Here is a 19,952-nt window from a genome sequence, read left to right on the forward strand (position 1 = left end):
CTGAACGCTCAGGCCGCATGACCTGCGGCCTTCACCGGATGCTTACAGAAATAACGGTCTCACATTCACATCACCGCTTACGGTAGACTCCTTCATGCCTGCCTTCATCGATGGCTTCTCCAAGACTCCAGGCATCATCAGCAATGAAAAGCTGGGGCGTTCGTCGTTCGTCGCGCTCACACAATGGATGGCCCAGGAGCGATATTGACGCGCTCATGCCGTGGCACTACGCCGCCTGACCGGCCCCAGCTTGTGGCTTACGGTGGAACTCGTTATGGCAGACGATATGAAACGCGGTCTATATTATCGGCCTCTCGACCAAGCGAAAATGCCTTCGCCGGACGCTCACAAATAAACAGCCCTGGAACCAAGAGAAGCGACGGCCTCACGTCACCGCTAGCGGTGGTCAGTGCAAAGCCAAGCCGAACGCACCGAGAATGCGATCTCGCCGATCCATAGGCTGGCGCAATTGCAGATGGCGCAATGCATGGGTAAGCTAGACGCTGTGAACCAACTCTATATCCTGCTATCTTTGATGCTCGCGAATAGTAGACACCCGATTCCCCATACGACCAATAGGCCCAAGAATACAACAAAAGTGTCCAGCACGGGCCTGGGTAAAAGCGCGCTTTCAGGTAAAAGCGGGGGGACCACAACGACAACGTACAATTGTTGCGCAATAATCCGTCTGCGAGCTTGTTCATAGTCCGAGCGCGCAAGCATGTAGATCTTCTCTGAAAACTCCTCTTGAAGCTTAAGGAGCTGATAATCTTTCAATTGCGAAGAAAGCGTGTCGCTAGACATTCCCGTCAATTTTTCTGAAAACTGTTGGATCTGGTCATCTATGACTTTTATTTTTGTCTCAAGGTATTTATCTCCTGGGCGCTCATTTAACCCAGAAAGACTGCCTACGTCAATTTGAGCTTGCAGTTGTATTTTTTTCAGCGAAAGCTCAGTCACCGCGGACGTCATCTGCTTGACGGTCATCACCGGATCAATGCTGCCAGACTTCTGTTGAAAATTGAGGAGCGCCGTTCGGACGCCGGCAAGATCGGATGCCGATCGGGTGACCTCTTGGCGAGCGCGAAGTAAAGCGTCATTCTTTGTACGGTCCGAAATGCGGTTGATCAGCTTCTCGCTGTTTTCAACAAGTTTGAGAGCAAGATTGTAAGTATCGTCGTTGCTATATGCCCGAACGCGCATCGTAAGAATATTGGATACCGTATCTATAGACACCGTAATGTGTTCTCTCCAGTATTCCCAAATCTCTTCCTTATCTGCACCTGTCCCCAACCGTGAAAACCAATCGATGTCGCCGCGAGAAAAATACTCGCTCACGATGGGTTTCCCACCGAGATCTTCAATTACAATTCTACTCTTCAAATAATCAGAGATGATCTGAGTGTCTTGCCCAGACGAGAGTGACGATCCCAAATCAAGCTTTTTGAGGAACGAACTTGCCAAGGATGACGAGGCTTCCCCGGACGATGCTTCCTGCGATTTTCTGACCGTAAGCTTTACTTCGGTAACGTAAACGTTGGATGCTAGAGAAATGTAGTAAAAGAGTACCGCAGCGGTCGGTATGAGGACTACGAACAAAAACGATCGGAGCACCCCTCCAATACCGCCGGACCGCGTTGTGGAAGGGTTGCCCGATCCCGCGCTTGAGGCAATGTGGTTCTCACCGTTTCGCCGTTCTAGTACTTTGACGAACCTTGTCGTCGTCGCAGCAACTGCCGCACTTATTCCCGATGGGGGTTTGATGCCGTTCAACGTTGCAATTTTGTGTGAAATTTCACGCGGAAGTAATCTAAACATCGGCGTTCTCGGCGTTTTTCCATGCTTCCTTTGCGAACGAATAAAGCGCGACGTCTTCATCTAGTAGATCTAAGACCAGCCCCATTGTCGACAGACGTTTACCAAGTTCCAAAGCGGCCTGGAGTTCGTCTAAAGTTTGCGAGGGGGGGATAATGTTTCCTAGTCGCGCATTGACCATACCGGCAAACTGTTCGAATTGCTCTCTCGACCCAACAATGGAAAATTGAGCTAAATTGTCGAGCGCTACGCTGACATTGCGTCGCTGTATGTCTTCCTCCGGCAGGGAACCATAAAGCCTAGTCATAGGTGATCGAAAAACCTTTCGAATGGATGGCGACATCGTTCGAAAAGCCATGAGCAGCGATTTGTCGTCGGAGAAGTCGACTGCCGCTATTTGTGGAAGGACCTCTGAGTAACTGGAAAGCGCCGCATGGCTGCTAAGCGGGCTTTTCCCCGGATTCTTTGCTAAATGCCATAAGAATAGGAGCTTCTCGGCCAGTTCGTCAAATGGATCTCGGAGCAATGCGCACGAGACGAAATCTTGCTCTAGTGCAAGTGCCCCATAACGCATCCAGTTCAGGCTACCACTCACAAAAATTGAGTTGGAAAATCTGAGCGACAAAATTCCACTTAGTGTTTCGAGTGAGAGTCTTTCCGAAAGGGGATAGCTCATAGCGAAACGGTGCGACAACGCACGCATCAACTTCATTTGAGGAAGGAGACTTGAATCCGCGATTAAGAGTTTACCATCCTTGTGTTTTTCCGGATTAAAGCGCCGATAGATCGTAATTCCGCTGTCTGCCTCAACAACGCTTACATCTTCCAGCCGGCCAAGTTCGGGCACTGTAAAGCTATCAATGTGAAAACCAGCGAGACCTGTGCTATGCATTCCCAGATCACGTAGGTCAGTTCGCAGTACATTGGCTTTGAGTTGTATGTCCTCTCGTGAAGCGACCTTAATGACCAACTCTGGGGTCTCTCCTGGATTGTCCGGTATAAGCCAGCCAGAGATCACCGAGCCATTATCAATATCGATGAAAAATTGCATAAAATTTCACCGAATTATGCCGTATGGTCGCGGGCTAACATTGCCGCACCAATGACCATAGCCCACAACACTGCCGTCGCAAGCGCGATTGTAATGACCATCAGGAACCGTCTGGGGTATAGCGCCTCCTGAGGTAACGATGGTTGCACGTGGGTAAGAATGTAGGATCGTTGCCGCTCCAATGTCATACGCGCTACCTCGAACACAGCCACGGATTTCTGGTATTCGGCCTGAGATACTTTCAGGTCGGTCTCGGCTTCGGCTAAACCCGCACCTCTGGAGGCAATGCTCGATTCGGTTGTTGAACCAGCAATCGATTGTTCGTACTTTTGAATCTGTTGGCCAATTGCGGTCGCCTGATTTCTAAGCGTCCCGAGCTGAGGAGCCCTCCCGGAGTCGCTGTCCTCGAGTGCGCTTATCTGAACATCTAATTTCGCTTTTTCGAGTCTCAGTTTTGTGAGTATCTCAGTATTAGCTGCTGCCGCTGAATTGACGTCGAGGATGCCGGTCGAGTCTCTCATTTCCTTGAGTTTCGATATGGAATCACTCAGACGACGCTTGGTCGTCTGTACTTCGGCTTCCGCCTCGCGCAGTGCATTCTCCTCCGTCCTTCGCGTTAGGCTGTTTACCATATGTTCTGCAACTCTTAGTATCTCTTTAGTAAGATTAAGACTATCAGTCGCATTGAATGCTCTGACTCTCAAAGTAGTCAATCCTGAGCTTCTTTCCACGGAAATGTCGACCTGCCCCTTCCAGTACTTAACAAGGTCTTCTGATGTCGGGTTCGCCTCAAGGCTGGCGATTGGGTCCCACCGCTCTGTCGTAAACAACTTAATCAGATTAAACGATTTGCCGAGCTGGCTGATGATTGCGCCACTTTTTACGTATTCAGCTATTATCGCTGCATCTGTAGCTTGGCCACCTCCCAGTAGAGCAGATAGACCGGCCATCGGACTCGAGCCAGATGTATCTGCAGAGCGGATCGAAAAGCGTGCTTCTGATACATATTGATCAGATGCAAAAAACGAATAGTACATTGCAGAAAGTGTTGTTGGAATGACGAACAACATTACAAGGGAACCGACAGCAAACAGCCTAAACAGTCGATCGCCTTTACGCGCTCTAAAGCCTCCGCCACCACTTACAATCGGTCGGGGTGTCCGTGCCTTCCTCGCTGCCTTTCGAAATTCAACTGATATAGCCTTTGCCCGACGAAGACCTTCATTGACGGCTAGGCGCCGTTCTTCTTCGACGGCAATATCTTGCATCATCTTAAACCTACTGGTTGAGTTTGTTGTACAACTCTATGGCGTCATCGACGTTCGAAAATTCATATGCGACGCCGTGCGCCAAGACGATAGCTCTGCTACAGTAATCGCGTATTGTTTCCATGGAATGAGAGACCATTATAACGTCGGATCTGGCTCGCCTTCGTGAGAACTCCTCATGGCATCTCGCCTGGAACCTCGCATCACCGACTGCGGTGACCTCGTCGATAAGGTAGCATTCAAAGTCGATGGCCATAGAAAGTCCAAAAGCAAGCCGTTGCGCCATCCCAGAGGAGTACGTGCTATAGGGTTCGTCGATATATGCACCAATTTCGGCAAAGTCTTCGACAAAGTCCGTTGCCGCCTTTGGGTCATGACCGTAAATCCTTGCGACGAAACCAATGTTTTCTCGCCCTGTCATTGCGGGATGTAGGCCCCCTGAGAAGCCGAGTGGCCACGAGATCCGTGCTGAACGCGTTATTCGACCGGAGTTAGGTAGCTCTGTTCCCGCAAGCATTCGCATGGTCGTGGACTTCCCGGCCCCGTTGATTCCTAATATTCCATACGATGTTCCGGATCGGAACGTCAGATTCACATGGTCCAGAATGACTTTCGCGCTACCGCGAATCCGGTAGTATTTGAAGACGTCGTCCAGCTGAATCATGGCGCTAACAACTTGCCTCTCAGGAAACGCTCTCCAAGTAAGCCTAAGAAGAAAGATACGGTCGCGACGGACAGGAGGTACGTTCGAGACAATGCATCGTCACCATAACCTTCATAGTAAGCTGACCTTAGCCATTCGACGCAGTGAAACAGGGGATTGAACCACATCAACTCTCGAGCGTCGGCCGTAAGGGCGGAAGGGACGGCAAAAACTCCCGCGGTCATATAAAGGATGATCATAATCATAACAAACGTGATGTTCCACATCCGAAATATTGAGGCAAGGACCACGTTGAGGAAGCCGAAGGAAAGCGATAGGTATATCGTAGCGAGTAGGCCCGACGCCAGGGTGACCTTATCAATTGGGGTCACATCCACAGATATCAGTGTGAGTGCTGCGTATGCTAAGATCACGACCACAAAAGCGGTCAAGAACTCAATCACAGCCCTCGAAACGATAACATCAAATGGCCGTACCACTGGAAAGAGGAATAGCGGACGGTTAACGTCTAGTGCCATCCCCATCATTCTAGCTGGATAAAGGCAAACTATATAAGGTAGTACCCCTGTCGATACAAACACGGCGGGATCGCCCCCAATCGGTGCGACTTTGTTCACGAATGCCATAATGGTCACAAGCACGGTTAGGTGTACAAACGGCCAAGCGATTGCGAGCAAGTAGCCAATATGAGAGCGCCCGAAGCGCGTTCTCATATCTCGTAGTATCAGTGCGCCGATAACGTTCATCCGCGATTGAATGCTGGTTGAAGGCATTGTACGAGCACCCAGCTGCTTTGCATGCATTTGCATCTCAGTATTTTCGGCTGGTGCGTGGTGGAAATGCAAGCGAGTAATCTTCGTACGCCAGCGTCAAGTTGTTTGAGTACCATGGGTCGTTAACGAGCCTTTCGCCCCATCGCTTGTGCATGTAGTTAACCTCCTTACGAAACCTCTGCACCTTCTCCGGCGTATTGTCTTTACCCCTGGTGAGGCTTTCATGGTGAACGAGCGTCGAAAATGGCGTGAAAACATTGCGGTAGCCAGCCTCGATGGCTCTAAGGCAAAGGTCAACGTCGTTAAATGCTACTGCTAAATTAGCCTCGTCGAGGCCGCCCACTTCTTCAAAAACTTTCTTTGTCATTACCATGCACGCGCCGGTGACGGCGGATACGTTCCGATGCAGGCGTAAGTTTGAGAAATACCCTGGGTGATTGCTTTTGTAGTATTTATATGGATGCCCCGCGACTCCGCCGATGCCTGTAACGACTCCAGCGTGTTGGATTCTGCCCTCCGGGTACAGGAGTTTAGGTCCAACGCAACCGACGCCGTCTTGCAACGCGATTGATACGAGTTCCTCAAGCCAGTCCGGAGATAGGACTTCAATGTCATTGTTGAGCAAGCATAATACGTCACCGGCCGCGATTTTAGCTGCATCATTGTTCAGTTTTGAGTAATTGAAGTCGCCCGGTTGGTTGAGTACGGTTGCCGCGCCATTACCTGACAAATAGTTCAAGTATGAAATTGCTTCTGTCGATGTGGATCCGTTGTCAACCAATATAATCTCATACCTATCGTACGTCGTATTGTGGAGGATTGAGTTTATACATTTCTTTAGAACGTCAATATTATCTCGTGTTGGGATTATTATGCTTACTAGAGGTCGGTGCGTCGGCAACCTGTGCCGCGTTCGATAATATGGGACATCGTCAAGCACCACCACCTGCGCATCCAAATTTAATCGCGAGATGTGAGCTTGAAGCGCGCGTTGGCCAGCAACAACCGCGTAGGCCTTGTTTTGGATGGAGTGGGCCGTTGAGCCGTTGGTTGCGCGCCAATGGTAAAGCACAAACGGAATGTGTATAATGTCGCGATCGGCTATACTTTCAACGATACGCAGATTCAGATCGTAATCCTGACTGCCGTCGAACTCCTTTCGCCACTTACCTACCCGGTAGATGTTGGCTGCTCTGTGTACGGTAAAGTGGTTTAAATAGTTCTGTGCCCTCAGCAGTTCGAGCGAGAAGTCTGGCTTAAAGTACGGCTGAAAGCGATTACCGCGTTCGCCGATCTTGTCTTCGTCCGTATATATCACTTGGACGCTCGGGTGCGCGCGTATGGTGCGGGACACTACGGCGAGTGCACTTTGGTGCAAGACATCGTCCTGATCCAGTAACCCAATCCATTCTCCAGTCGCGAGATCAAATGCCGTATTTGTTGCCTCGCTAATGTTTCCATTCTCGGACCGGAATGCGGTTTTTATGCGAGCGTCCGCCGACGCTAGCTCGGAAATCGCCTCTCGTACGCTGTGCGAACTGGAGCAGTCATCAACAATGCAGAGTTCCCAATTTCCATACGTTTGCTTGCGTACGCTGACAATTGCCGCCCTCAATTCCTTGAGGTCAGGGTTGAAGACGGGCATAAGTATCGAAAATAAAGGCGCATTTGAGGGGTGTTCAATTGAAGCTAAGTCCGGCTCTGTATCATACAATTTAAGCCAGTTTGAATATCGACCTCTTCGCCTTCGCAAGGCCCTGAAAAACAACTCTTTGTAAACACTGCAGTACTCGAGAAATTTCGTTAGGCAATTGCGATACATCTGAGCCATCATACATCTTACTTAGTTCTCCAGTGCGACGCTGGCGATCCCACCGGTTCGATTGCCATTGGGGTAGCGTGAAACGCGACCGGCTTCGGGGAGTTAGCGCTGTATAGCCTGGGTCACCGTTCCATTCAATGTCAGCTTGAGTTGAAGCAGAGCGACCCATCTGTAATGGCGCCATTGGGAGCGTCGTGAGTGAGTGGCGCAACGAAGTGCCGCGGCGTGCCATCTCGCTGCCGCACCAGCTTCCCGCTGGCTGTGTAGGAGGGCTGAGGCTCGAGGAGCTCAGTTGTAGCGGAACAGTAGTGTCCTGAACCCTCCTTGATTTGCTCATTGTAGCCGGTTTCGAGGCGCGCCTCGGAAAACCGGGGCACGCTGTCACCGATACTCCGTCCGATGGCCGGGAGAGGGATTTCTGATCAAGATCCTGGAATGCCGGTGTCGTCGATCGCCGAGCAAGCTGGCATCGACCGTAAGACTGTTCGCAGATATACAAAGCGTGGCCAGGAGGCTCGCTCCTATGACCCACAGTGAGACCCGGTGGCTACGCAGCGGTGTAAGATTTCCTGATCGACGGGCAGCTAACGGCCAGACAACGATTTGAAGTCCGGTTTGATGCTTCGTCCAGGCACAGGTCGATTTCGCTGCGATCCATGTCCTTTCACGGGCGAGCCGATACCGCCGGGGACCGACTAGCTGCTCTCTATGGCGCTAAGAATAGCCACGTATCTGGGCACGTTTTGTTGTGCCCAGAACCTGCCGCTGTACTTTGATACTAGCTGGTCGCTTTTGAAGCGATCGTCGGCACACCGAGGGGATACTCGACGATTGGATGAAGACGGCACTGATTCGCGAACGTCGGGAGTAAGATATCGTCTACAAAGCTCGTTCGCTCCAAAGCCCCGATCACGCCGCGAGCCTACTCGCCACGATGGAAGCCCGGAGGACGATCACCAAAAAATGTCACACATTGATGCCGCCTACGTCGGCATCTAGGGAGTGCGCTCCGCATTTAGAGTACGCCTTTACGCAAAGACGCGATCAGGGACGCACTCCCAGCTTTCGAGGAAACTTGAGCGGCGTTGATAGCTCTCCCATATTTCCTCTCGGAAAGGCGCCGACGGACTGAAGCGTGAACCGATCGCGCTGATTTTTATGCCGAGTGTCGCCCGGCCCCGGTCGCGGTTGGATATCGCGCCCCGAACCCAAGCAATTGACACCCCCGCCCATGCTCCCCTAGCATCCCTCTTGCCGAGGGGCGCGCAGTGACTGCGCTGAGATGGCGGTGAGCCAGACCCTTGAACCTGATCCGGATCATACCGGCGTAGGAACGGCGAGGGCCCTTCTGCTCACCAGCCGTCTTTGCGCTTGTCGACCGGATCTCCGTCCATTTCCGGGAGGTCGCTTTGCTCGTGTCTGTCCTTGACTCAAACCGAAAAGGCTCAGGCCTCAAGCAGGTGGGGCTATGACCGCGATCGCCGTCACCATCGCAGGCTCGGATTCCGGCGGCGGCGCCGGCATCCAGGCGGATCTGAAGACGTTCTCTGCGCTCGGCGTTTATGGCGCAAGCGTGATCACTGCGGTCACGGCGCAGAATACCCGTGGGGTTTCTGCGGTTGAAGATATCTCCCCGACTGTCGTTGCGGCCCAGATCGACGCGGTGTTTTCGGATCTCGCCGTTGGAGCGGTGAAAATAGGCATGGTCTCGCGGCGCGAGACGATCGCGGTGATCGCGGCTGGTCTGAAGCGCTACGACCGGCTGGCTGTCATCGACCCGGTGATGGTGGCGACCTCGGGCGATCATTTGATGCAGCCTGACGCAATCGCGACGTTCAAGGAGGAGTTGTTGCCGCTCGCGCTCATTCTGACGCCGAACCTGCCTGAGGCGGCGCTGTTGACCGGACGTGCGATCGCCGAAACCGAGAGCGAGATCGCGCATCAGGCCGAGATGCTTCTGAAACTCGGTGCGCGTTCGGTGCTGATGAAGGGCGGGCATGCCAAGGGCAGGAATGCTATCGACATGCTCTACAGCGGTAAAACGATCCTGCACCTGTCGCGGCCTCGGATCGAAACCAGGAACGATCATGGCACCGGGTGCACGCTCTCGGCCGCAATCGCCTCGGGGCTTGCCAAGGGTAAGCCGATTGACGACGCGGTCGTCGCAGCCAAGGTCTATCTGCATGACGCGCTGGTCGCGGCCGACGGTCTGGCCATCGGCCAGGGGCATGGGCCAGTACATCATTTTCATCATTGGTGGGGCAACGATAGAGCGTCGATCGATGGGCCTTCGAACGTCGCCGAGGTCCAAGGCGATCTTGGCAGTATGTCGCGATCTGGTTGAGCCGTTTGGCATCGCTTCGACTCTACCTCAGGCCACTGCCGCGCTCGGCAGGGCCGGTTGCTCGCCCTTGAGCATTTTCCGATAGAGCGCCACATGTTCCCGCGCGCAATCGACGTGGCTCGTCGGTCGCCGAAGAGTTGCCCGCAGATTGTCCCACGCCCGCGGCGCGCTCAAAACGTCGATCAGGCGGTCGGCCAGATCCTGGGCACTGCCGGCGCGGAAGTGATAGCCGTCCAGCCGGTCGCGAACCTTTTCGGCCATGCCGCCGATGTCGGAGCAGAGGATCGGCCGGCCGTGATGCAGTGCCTCCTGGATGACGACCGGGGAATTCTCCCACCAGACCGACGGCATGACCACCCAGTCGACCGAGCGCATCAGCCGCGGCATGTCTTGGTTCTGATAGGCGCCGTAGAAGCGCACGCGGCGACCGGCGTCCTCGATCAGTTTCGCCACCTTCTCCTGATAGTCCTTCGGCTGACGCTCGAGGTTGCCGCCGAAGATCATCAGCGAGGAATCATCGCCCCAGACGTCGTCGGGCACGCGCGATACCGCGTCGATCAACACGTGAACGCCCTTGAACGGTGTCATCTGCCCGAAATAGGCAAAGCGGTTACGCCGCGCGGTTGGCGACGGCAATTCGCGGGCCGGCGCCTTGTCGCCCATGACGATGCCGTTTTCAATGACGAAGATCTTTGCGGCTTCCAGCCCCCATTCGACATAGCGGTTGGCGAGAAAGGCGCTCGGCGCGATGAAAGCGTCGGCGAGATTGAGCATGCCGCGCACAAACTGTTCGCGGCGAACGAAGCGCGACACCGGGATTTCAGGGAAGCACGTGTGACAACTGATCGGTGAGGCGCCGTTGCAAAGCTGGCCCGAGGGACGTTTCACCATTTGCCCGTGATTGTGGCAAATCGGCAGATATTCGTGGAACGTCACGACGATGCGTGCTTTGGGCAAGGCATCACGAACGGCGTAGAGCGCTTCCAGGCCGAAGCCGAGGATATGATGGAAGTGAACGACATCCGGTTTGATGTCGCCGACGAAGCGCAGGAGATCGCGGCGGATCGCGTCCGTATCGCCGTTCGACAGGAAGAAGTGGTCGAAGTCTTCGGCGTGGTAGAGCACTTCGTCCATGGCAAGCCGCAGGCTCATCAGCGCGGAGGCGCCATGCCGCGGAACCGGATTGCCGACGCGGGCGAGGTAGATCGATTCCACACCCGACAGGCCGTTCAGCGCCTTGTGAAGACCATGCGAAGCAATTTCCGCCCCGCCAAGCGAATGGGTCGGGTGGCCATGGGAGACCACGAGTACGCGGAGTTTTTCGCTCATGCGTCAGTCTCCTCGAAGAATGTCTGGGTGGTTTCGGAGGCGGGCATCCATCGGGCGCGGAACAGCGTCCGGTCGACACGCTCCACGAACCGGGCGGTGGCGGCAGAGCCCGCTCGGGGCACCTCGTCCGATCCCACCATCTGCAGGGAAGGAAGCCAGTAGGCCTCGTAGCCCTTTCCGCTGAGGCGAAGGGCGAGGTCAAGGCCCTTCAGCGCTGCGCCGAGATAGGTCGGCGACAGTCCTGCGTCCTCCATAAGCGCTTCGCGCGGCAGGATGCAGCAATCGAGCGATGCAGTTGCGACCCGGGTCAGCTTCAGGCGATTGACGGCGCCGACAGGATAGCCGGCGTAGCGGCTTGACTGAAGATGGTCGGGGCGATCGAGCGACGTGCTGCCGGCCCAGCGGATAGAGTGATCCTCGTAGGCAAGGGTCGGCGAGATGATGCTTCCCGTCTTTGCCTCGTAAGCGGTAATGAGCGCCTGATACCATCCGGCATTGGCTGGCGTCAGGGACGCGGAAAACAGGACGACCGCGTCGCTGTTCACGCTCTCGGCGGCCGCTTGCGCCAGGTCGCATGCATCGCCGGCGCCTTCGACGGAGATGAGCCGCAGGGGCAAACGATAGAATTCTGAGAGTTGACGAATGTGGACCGTATGCCTTCGGAACTGCTCGGCCTGGAGCACGAGCGCGATCGGCGCACGACGCGTTTGCGGATCAAGCGCGAGCAGCCCCAAAAGCGGCGCGAAATCCGTTTCGGTTTCTCCGGCGACAAGAAGGATGGCGCTACCCTCGGCCTGGTCGAAGGGGCCGATGTCGACAACGGTCTCGATGGTCGGTGCGGTGCTGCGCGCCGCCGTCAGGAAAGGGACGATCTGCCGGTCGATAATATCGGGCAGGGCCCAGCTTGTCGGATCGATCGAGCCAAGCAGCCGTAGGGCAGCGGCGCGTGCGGGCAGTCGCACCGGGAAAAGTGGCATGTAGGCGCGGCGGGCGTCCCTGAGGGTGAGTTCGATGTGAACTGGGCCTTCCGCCTCGCCATTAAGCACCTCGACGCGACTGATAAAGCCATGGGATCGGCGGTGACCGGAAATCGCGCTTTTAAATTCCGGCCGATCAACGAAAGCCTCTTCGACGTCGGAACGTTCGGTACGGGTCCAGGCTGCGTCCAGTCTTGCGCCGCCGCCCTGTCGGCAAAGTCGCACGCTTTCAACATGGCCTTCCGCGTCTAATAACCAGCCCGAAATCAGGAAGGCACCATCCTCACCCTGGTAGAGGGCATCCACGCCAAGGCGGACAGGAACCGGAAGGCTTGAGATCGTTTCGGTGCCATCATATCCGCTCGCGGCATCGCGCAGGCGAAGCATGACTTGCGGCGAGCTCTGGCTCTGCAGCAGCATCGCGCGGATATGGCCGGGCGTCTCGAGCGGACCGGTCACGACCCGGCGTTCGTGGAGCCCGGCATACCGCCAGGCGCCACGGCCGCGATAGAATATGCCCTTGATGTCGCGCGCTCGGGGCAGGTCGTTTGCGGACAGGAGGCCGACAAAGCCAGCCGCACCGTCAGGCGCGTCGTTGCGCTGGAAAATGGCGACGTTGCAATCGGCCAGAAAGGCGTCTTCGCTCTTGACGATCGCCCGGCAGACGCCGGCGGGCAGGTCGTGCGCCCATCCTTTCAGGGCGATGCTGCCGTCATGCCCCTCGCCAAGGAGCTCGATGTACCCGTCGCTCGCAGCTCCCGTCTTGAGAAGGGGCGTGATGGCTGCGAGCCGTTGATCGGCATGCGGCGGCTTGATCAGCACGTCGACCAGGCGACCGAGCACGTGTACCAGCTGCGGACCGGCAAAATCCTTCAGCATCGCGGTCACTTCAACGATCGAAGCGGCGCGTGGCGCAACCATGTAGCGTTTGCCGTTACCCGCCGTGCCGAAGCGTAGGGTCGTCGGCAGACGATCAGAGCCTTCGAGCGGTAACAACGCGGCAAAGCCATGCGTGGTGGAAGACTGAGGTGCCGCCAGCCGCCAGCCGACGACCGACGCCGCCACCTGGTTTGACGCATCTTCGTTGATCTCGACCGACAACTGATCGGCCATCGGACCACCGGTGCCGACGACGAGCAACAGTGTTTCGTCGATCGGGCAGGCGATGATGCGACCACTGCGCGCGATGCGGCCAAGCGGAGCAGGGCTTGCGGAAAGGCTAAGTTCCGTACTGGGCATGAGATTCGCCTCAGGTCCGAAGGAAGACGGAAAGGATCGCGCCTGCCGCAAAGCCTGCAAGGACAAAGAGAAGCAGAAACGCCGGCTTCAGGTCGCCGTTCGAGCGCTGCTTCAGTGCGTTCAGGCTCTTTTCCATGCCGGCGATCACACCGTCGAGCCGCATCAAGTGGACGTCTAGATCGGTCAGGCGTTGGGTGATCTCGCCGCGGAGGTTCGCGACATCGTCGCTGATCGCCGCAAGCCCAGGGCTCTCGGCTTCATCGCCGTCGTCAACTCTCGACCGCTGCGCGGAACGTTGCGAGACCTGCAGTTGCCGTTGTGCCGCCATCAGCACGTCGAGCTTGTCGAGCACTTTTGCAAGCGGCGCTGCAATCAGCGCCTCAGCCGCCTGTTCGTCGGGCTTGGGAACACGAAGCGGCAGTTCGCCGCCCTGGCCGGTTGCCGCGAGCACGACGAGTTCGCCGCTACGCGCGCTCGCCATCTCGGGCAGGGCGATTTCAAACGCGTGGTTGCCGTCGCCGATCCCGTTGCGCTTCAGATCAGGCCGGTTGCGGTCGGCGAGCGCCTCGGCGATCACCTTGCCGTCGAGAAGCACGCGAATGGCAAGCCGCTTTTCCGGGGTTTCCGGGTCGAAGGCCCACCCAAAGACGCGGCCCTGGTCGATCGCGTCCACGCGGCCCTTCAGCGGCTTTGCATTGTTCTGCTCCGGTGCGACGTCCGGTTTGTCGGCTGCTACAGACATGGTCTTCCCTCTAGGCGGCGACGGTTTCTCGGGGCTCGATCGCGTCGATGAGCGTGAGATAGCGCCGGGCAGTGGTATCGATATCGTTGGGCTTGCGGGCATTGGCCGAAAGGCGGCGCCGAAGGTCAGGGCTTTCCGCCATGCGGCGCATGGCGGCAGCCAACGCACGCGGATCGTTTGGCGAGACGGTGATGCCGTTGACGCCGTCCTGCACCATTTCGGCCATCCCGCCGATATTGCTGGCGATCACCGGTTTGCGCTGGGACTGGGCCTCGCCGATGACCAGCGGTGCGTTCTCCCACCAGATCGAAGGCACGATGGTGCAATCGACCGCCGCGATGAGCTCGCCGATGTCCTCGCGCCTGTAGGCGCCGCGCTGCTGGACCGAAGGCGCCGTCTTCTTGAAGAGGCGGGCGATCTCGTCCTTGAAACTGTCGGCCTGGAAGGGGGCGCCCCCGTGCACCCGCAGCTCAAAACGCAGGCCCTCGTCGATCAACTGCCGCGCAGCCTCGAGAAGCACCGACGTGCCTTTCCACGGATTGAGATTGCCGAAATAGCCGAAAACCGGCCGATCGTTTTCCGGCTGGCCCTTGCGCGACGGCGCGTCTCGTGGCGGCAGGCCATTGGCAATCACGTCGATCTGATCGCCGTCAAGACCCCAGTCGATAAAGCGTTGCCTCAGAAACTGGCTCGGCGAGATGAAGCGATCGACGGTCCGCAGCAACGCCTTCAAATGCTGCTCGCGCAGCACGAAGCGATCGAGCGGAATGTCCTTGAAACAGCTATGGCAACGGTCGGGGCTCGACTTGTGACAAAGCTCCTTGCCGCTGGTGCGCACCATCAGCCCGTCGTGATGGCAAAGCGGATAGTAGTCGTGCAGGGTCATCACGATCCGGCAGTCGGGCAGGGTGCGGCGCACGATGTGCGGAAACTCGGCGCCAAGCAAAAGCAGGTGGTGGATGTGAACCACATCCGGGCGGAAATCGCGCAAAAGCTCGGTAAGGTCGGGCACGACGCCATAGAGGTCGATCTGGCTCATGAAGAAGCGATCGAAATGGCCGGACCACAAAAGCACCTCGTCGCCTTCGGGGCCGATCGCCTGAAAGCTTGTGCCGGGCCGCACCTGGCGGTGGGTCTGGTTGGTGGCGCCGAGGAAGAGCGCCTCGTGACCGGCCCGCTGATAGGCACGGAAGAGGTCGTGCGCGAAAATCTCCGTGCCGCCGGGGTGAAGCGCCGGATGGTTGTGCGCGGCGACCAGAATACGCTTCTTCATCCGCTCACACTCCGGCGTTCGGCGACGAAGACATCCTGGTAGTGGCCAGCACTTTGGCCCCGCCAGTGACCGAGCGATTTCAGGACCGTCGTGAAACCTGCCCGTTCCAGCGCCCGGTCAAGGAAGCCGTCGTCGAAGCCGACGGCGGCAAGCGGCGGCAAGCCGGGCACGAACCAGCAGGGGCCGTCGCCGCTGCGAACGAAGGCAAGACGGGGATCCCGCCGGCCGTGTTCATCCTTCGCGGCGATGCTATCGACCACGAAGGCGGTAACGAAGAGCCGTCCGCCGGGCTTCAGCATCCGGTTGATCTCGCTGAAATAGACGAGCACTTCGTCCGGCGGCAGATGGGTGACGATCGACGTCATGATGGCGAAGTCGAACTGTCGATCCGGGTAGGGTAGCTTCAGCGCCTTGCCGTTGATCCTGCCTGTGGGGTTGTAGAGTTCGTGGGCGATGTCGACATGCTGGAAGGTGAAATTCGGATAGACCGGCGTGACGGATTGACGGCACCAGGTGACGCCGCCTTCCACCGGGTCGATACCGACATAGCGCCCGTGATCGCTATCGAGATATTGCGTCAGCGGAACGGCCATGCGGCCGATGCCGCTGCCGATGTCGAGCACGATGCTTTTCGGCTGTAATCCGCCCATGCGGATGAAGTGGCCGAGAAACTCCGCGCCGACAGCCCGGTAGTTGCCATCTCCGACGAAGACGCTGTTTTGGTCCGGCTGGGGCAAGAAACGATTGGTGAGAACCGTCTGAAGCATGCCTTCGATACGGTCTTCGTTCTGTTGCCAGGCCGGTTGCAGGTCATCTGCGGGGCGAAGTGCGGGCTGGTTCATGCGGCGCTCCTGGCGGCAGGCTTACGGGTGCTCGGCGCTGCCGCCTCTTCGGCGCCGAGGTAGGATGGCATCAGGGTGGTAATGTCTTGGTTCCAGCGCTCGGTATGCAGCCATGCATTGTACTGGCTGGCGACGCCGCGCGTGTAATCCTGGCTGCGGCTGATCGAGCGCCGCTCCAGATGATAGAGACAGGCTGCCGGCTCATAGACGATGTCGAAGCCGGCTTGGCGGATCTTGAGGCAGAGATCGCTGTCCTCGTAGTCGCCAATGACGAAGTCCTCGGCATAGCCGCCGACGAGGTCCCAGACCTCCTTGCGCATCACCTGGCAGGCGCCGGTGACGCCGGGCACGCTGCGCATTTCCTGCGCCGGCGCATAGGCGCCCGGCATTCCCTTGTAGAAATGGTGATTGAGCCAGATGTCCTGCTTGTTACGGGCAAAATAGAGGCCCGCATGCTGCAGCGAGCCGTCCTCGAACAGCAGTTTCGGGCCGATGGCGCCGATCGATTTTTCCTTCAACACCGGCAGCGCAAGCTTTTCCAGCCAGCCGGCCCCGCAGGGCACGACGTCCGAGTTGAGCATGACGATGACAGAACCGCGGGCAAAGCGTGCGCCGGCATTGCAGGCGCGCGCATAGCCGCCGTTGCGGTTCATCACCACGAGCTTCATCGAAAGCCCGTGAAGCAGATGGAAGCCGCCGAGCAGATGCTCCGTCTCGTCGTGGATCTCCGGCGAGTCGAGCACATAGATGATCTCGGCATTGGCCGCGACGAAGGGGTCGGTCGCCAGTCCCGACAGCTGGAAGCGCAGGAAGTCGAGCACGCGGTAGAGCGGAACGACGATCGAGATGAGCGGCGCGGCCATCATCGGGCCGAAGTCCTTGGTCTGATCGACCCTGATCGTCTTGCCCAGTCGCTGCTCCACGTCTCTCAGCGCCGGCGCAAGGATCGTGCGGAATGCCTGATCGTTGGCGTGCTGGGGCGGAACGGCACGCAGGATGCGGTTGCGTTGCGTTGCCGGATCGAAGGGTTGCGGTTTCGGCACCAGCGGCTTGACCGCGCCGGACGCCAGCCGCAACTGGAAGCGCGGCTGGAGAAGGGGGCCAAGCGGGTCGCGCATCGGCAGCCAGCTGACAAAACCGGTCACGTCGGTCTTGGAGCCGTCCTCGGCGCCTCGGGCCCAGCCTGGAAATTCATACCAGTTGCCATCGAGCGGCAAGGCCGTGCCGTCTTCCTGGAGATAGTCGATGCCGGCAAGGACGCCGTTTGCGTCGCGTGTCCAGCCGCCGACGAGCAGGCCTTCCGACATGGCAAGGGCGAGGTCGATTTCGGCGCCCGGATGGAGAGCGGACTTGCCCGCCTGTCTTGCCGGCAGGGCGGAGCGAAGCTGCAGGTCGATCGCAAGCGCCGCGCCGCTTTCCGGAACCTCGCTTAAGGACCGCACGACGAACTCACGCAAGCCCGGCGCTGCGCCGTGCTCGGGCCACCATTGCTGGAGGTGGGGATATCGGGAGCCGCGGGGCGAAAGCTCGCGCACGGCGATACCGCGCTTTCCCATGATGATGAGCGAGAGCGCCTGCGGCGCGCGCGGCGATTCAAGAACGAAATGGCAGCGGCGCTGGCCGCGCTCGGTTCGGCCGGTCACGCCGAATTGCTGCGGCAGCGGCAAGATTGCCTCGTCGCCGAGCGCATAGATCGCGTTGATCTCGCCGAGTTCGGCATTGACGGTCGTCTCTGCCAGGTAGCGTCCATCCGCGAGCCGACAGGCGATGGTTGCGGGGCGCTGCCCAAGGTTCAAGGCGTGGATGACGTCATCGACGAGGCCGATAAAGAACTCGTCACGAGACAGGCGAAACGCGCTGCGCCAGACCGTGAGCAGATTGTTGAGAAACTTGAGACGACCTTCGGGCTGAAGGTCGGAAAGCTGGGCCGCCAGATCGAGGAAAGGGAGCTTGGCGGTCGGTTCCAGGACAACCGTCTGCAGAACCTCGCCATCCGCGGCGATTTCGGCGAGCTCACGCTCGTTTCCGGGGCGCATCGCCCAGAAGATCCGCTGGCCCCCTTGGGCGCGGGGAAGCGCCATGCTGACGAGAGGCACGAGGGACCGCGACGCAGAAAGTGCGTATTTGGTCTTCGCCGAGAGTTCGGAAGGTGTGTCCCAGATCAACACAGCAACGTCGAGGCCGAGCCTGAATGCTGCGGCGCCTGTGAAGTCGAGGCCGAAGCTTCTGATGCGGTCGTCTGCCGTCACGCGCTACTCCTGGAGGACAGAAGGGAGGGCGCCCCACGGGAGGAAGTGGGGCGCACCAGTCAATCTCAATGGATCGTGAAGTAGTGGTTCGGGTTCGCCTGGATGTCGTCGGCGTCCGCATTGACGAGCGTCAGCGTATCGCCATGGCCGAAGTCGATGACCACGTTGCCACCAACCTGGGTGACGCGCGATGCCAGATCTTCCGGCGACGAAATGTCGAGGCCGTTGATGTCCTTCGAAATCTGCAGAAGGTCTTCGCCGGGCGTGAAGTCGAGGATGACGTCGTTGCCGCCACCACCGTCGAACACGAACACGTCGCTGCCCTCACCGCCGGTCATGACGTCGTCGCCCTGGCCGCCGTTGATGATGTCGTTGCCGACACCACCGAACAGAATGTCGCTGCCGCGGCCGCCCATCAGCAGGTCGCTACCGTCGCCGCCAATGAGAATGTCGTTACCGTTGTCGCCGTAGAGCAGGTCGTTGCCCTGGCCGCCGAACAGGACATCGTTCCCGTTGTCGCCATGGAGAACATCGTCGCCCCAGCCGCCGAACAGGGTATCGCTGCCGTTACCGCCGAACAGCATGTCATCACCTTCGTCGCCGAAAATGGTGTCGTCGCCATTGCCTCCGTTCACGAAGTCATCGCCACCACGGGCATGGATGAAGTCGTCGAAGCGTGAGCCAAAAAGGGCGTCATCATACGCGCCGCCTTCCAACGTGGCCATATGCTACTCCTCTTAGTTGTTGCTTACGTCATCTTGGTTGTTGCTTGCGCTCATCCCCGGTCTCAAACCGGTGGCGAGCGCGGCGACATTGCACTGCAAAAAAACATATGGCAACAGCAAAAAAGAAATAAAAACAGCTGTACTGTATTATTGTCTGCTACCTACGATGTATATCTTGTATCAGTTTGATGATTATCCCTGAGATCTAAGGGGAGATAGTTTTGTTATTACTTAGAAATAAATTCAAAATTAGAAACAAATTGCCGGCGAAATTGAATTTCGCCGGCGCAGTTGGTGTTGGAGCTCTCTGGATCAGTCTTCGCGGAAGGCTCGATTGAGGCTCTCTGCAATCGGCGAGACCATGTAATCGATCGCCGAGCGCGGCTTGTGGACGATCAGCACTTCCGCCGGCATACCGGGATAGAGGCGGATGTCCGGGTTGGCGGTGAGCGACGCCGGCGCAATGCGGGCGCGCGCCACGTAGTAGGAGACGTTCGACTTGTCATCGACCGATTGGTCGGCTGCGACGTAGCTGATTTCGCCGTCGAGCGGCAGGTGCGAGCGCTGGTTGTAGGCGGTCAGCCGGATCTGCGTCTTAGAGCCGATGCCGATGCTATCGATGTCTCGGGTCCCGACATGCATCTCGACGAGAAGCGGCTCGTCCTCGGGGACGATGTCGAGCAAGGGCTGGCCGGCCGAAACCGCGCTGCCCGGTGTGCGCAACTGAATGTTGGTGACGATGCCGGTCTGCGGCGAGCGGATTTCGAGGCGGCTCAAGACGTCCTTGGCCGAGACGAGCCGCTGTCCCACATCTGCAAGTTCGAGGCGGGCCGTCGTAA

General features: G+C 57.8%; 15 protein-coding genes and 1 riboswitch. Of the genes, 1 reads left to right on the top strand and 14 read right to left on the bottom strand.

Going from position 1 to position 19,952, the window contains the following annotated elements; all coding sequences use genetic code 11:
* Positions 1-516 precede the first annotated feature (516 nt).
* From L981_RS14590 to L981_RS14615, 6 genes are read right to left on the bottom strand one after another with little or no spacing between them, the layout of a single operon-like run.
* Positions 517-1,818, bottom strand: coding sequence for a hypothetical protein (locus L981_RS14590; RefSeq protein ID WP_156134089.1), 1,302 nt, complete (start codon positions 1,816-1,818; stop codon positions 517-519).
* A complete protein-coding gene (locus L981_RS14595; RefSeq protein ID WP_043617265.1) occupies positions 1,811-2,866 on the bottom strand; it encodes a hypothetical protein in 1,056 nt (351 codons plus the stop codon). Before L981_RS14595 ends, L981_RS14590 begins: the two co-directional genes overlap by 8 nt.
* 14 nt (positions 2,867-2,880) lie before the next feature.
* Positions 2,881-4,137, bottom strand: coding sequence for a hypothetical protein (locus L981_RS14600; RefSeq protein WP_156134090.1), 1,257 nt, complete (start codon positions 4,135-4,137; stop codon positions 2,881-2,883).
* A gap of 7 nt (positions 4,138-4,144) precedes the next feature.
* On the bottom strand, positions 4,145-4,798 hold the full coding sequence (locus tag L981_RS14605) for an ABC transporter ATP-binding protein (RefSeq protein ID WP_043617272.1): 654 nt from the start codon (positions 4,796-4,798) through the stop codon (positions 4,145-4,147).
* Positions 4,795-5,601 (bottom strand): ABC transporter permease, encoded by an 807-nt coding sequence (locus tag L981_RS14610; RefSeq protein WP_197067136.1) that lies wholly within the window; start codon positions 5,599-5,601, stop codon positions 4,795-4,797. Before L981_RS14610 ends, L981_RS14605 begins: the two co-directional genes overlap by 4 nt.
* A 7-nt stretch (positions 5,602-5,608) precedes the next feature.
* Complete coding sequence (locus tag L981_RS14615) at positions 5,609-7,402, bottom strand: glycosyltransferase family 2 protein (RefSeq protein ID WP_197067137.1); 1,794 nt, start codon at positions 7,400-7,402, stop codon at positions 5,609-5,611.
* 1,238 nt (positions 7,403-8,640) lie between these two features.
* A riboswitch (TPP riboswitch) is annotated at positions 8,641-8,744 on the top strand.
* 117 nt (positions 8,745-8,861) lie between these two features.
* Between L981_RS14615 and thiD the strand changes: the two genes are divergently transcribed.
* A complete protein-coding gene (thiD, locus tag L981_RS14620; RefSeq protein WP_082006028.1) occupies positions 8,862-9,737 on the top strand; it encodes a bifunctional hydroxymethylpyrimidine kinase/phosphomethylpyrimidine kinase in 876 nt (291 codons plus the stop codon).
* Positions 9,738-9,764: 27 nt separating this feature from the next.
* On the opposite strand, the gene L981_RS14625 is transcribed toward thiD, so the two are convergent.
* The 8 genes from L981_RS14625 to L981_RS14660 form a co-directional block, all read right to left on the bottom strand.
* On the bottom strand, positions 9,765-11,066 hold the full coding sequence (locus L981_RS14625; protein WP_043617279.1) for a glycosyltransferase family 4 protein: 1,302 nt from the start codon (positions 11,064-11,066) through the stop codon (positions 9,765-9,767).
* Positions 11,063-13,282 (bottom strand): hypothetical protein, encoded by a 2,220-nt coding sequence (locus L981_RS14630; protein ID WP_043617282.1) that lies wholly within the window; start codon positions 13,280-13,282, stop codon positions 11,063-11,065. Before L981_RS14630 ends, L981_RS14625 begins: the two co-directional genes overlap by 4 nt.
* Positions 13,283-13,292: 10 nt before the next feature.
* Complete coding sequence (locus tag L981_RS14635; protein ID WP_043617285.1) at positions 13,293-14,024, bottom strand: hypothetical protein; 732 nt, start codon at positions 14,022-14,024, stop codon at positions 13,293-13,295.
* A gap of 10 nt (positions 14,025-14,034) precedes the next feature.
* Positions 14,035-15,297 (bottom strand): glycosyltransferase family 4 protein, encoded by a 1,263-nt coding sequence (locus tag L981_RS14640; RefSeq protein ID WP_043617289.1) that lies wholly within the window; start codon positions 15,295-15,297, stop codon positions 14,035-14,037.
* Positions 15,294-16,139, bottom strand: a complete 846-nt coding sequence (locus L981_RS14645; protein ID WP_043617292.1) for a class I SAM-dependent methyltransferase — start codon at positions 16,137-16,139, stop codon at positions 15,294-15,296. Before L981_RS14645 ends, L981_RS14640 begins: the two co-directional genes overlap by 4 nt.
* Positions 16,136-18,388, bottom strand: a complete 2,253-nt coding sequence (locus L981_RS14650; protein ID WP_043617295.1) for a glycosyltransferase family 2 protein — start codon at positions 18,386-18,388, stop codon at positions 16,136-16,138. The genes L981_RS14645 and L981_RS14650 overlap by 4 nt, the downstream gene beginning before the upstream one ends.
* A gap of 65 nt (positions 18,389-18,453) precedes the next feature.
* Positions 18,454-19,113 (bottom strand): calcium-binding protein, encoded by a 660-nt coding sequence (locus L981_RS14655; protein ID WP_043617299.1) that lies wholly within the window; start codon positions 19,111-19,113, stop codon positions 18,454-18,456.
* Positions 19,114-19,425: 312 nt separating this feature from the next.
* Positions 19,426-19,952, bottom strand: a 527-nt coding sequence (locus L981_RS14660) for an HlyD family efflux transporter periplasmic adaptor subunit (RefSeq protein ID WP_043617301.1), incomplete at its 5' end; no start/stop codon positions are given.

Source organism: Ensifer sp. ZNC0028 (genome assembly GCF_000799055.1).
GTDB lineage: Bacteria > Pseudomonadota > Alphaproteobacteria > Rhizobiales > Rhizobiaceae > Ensifer.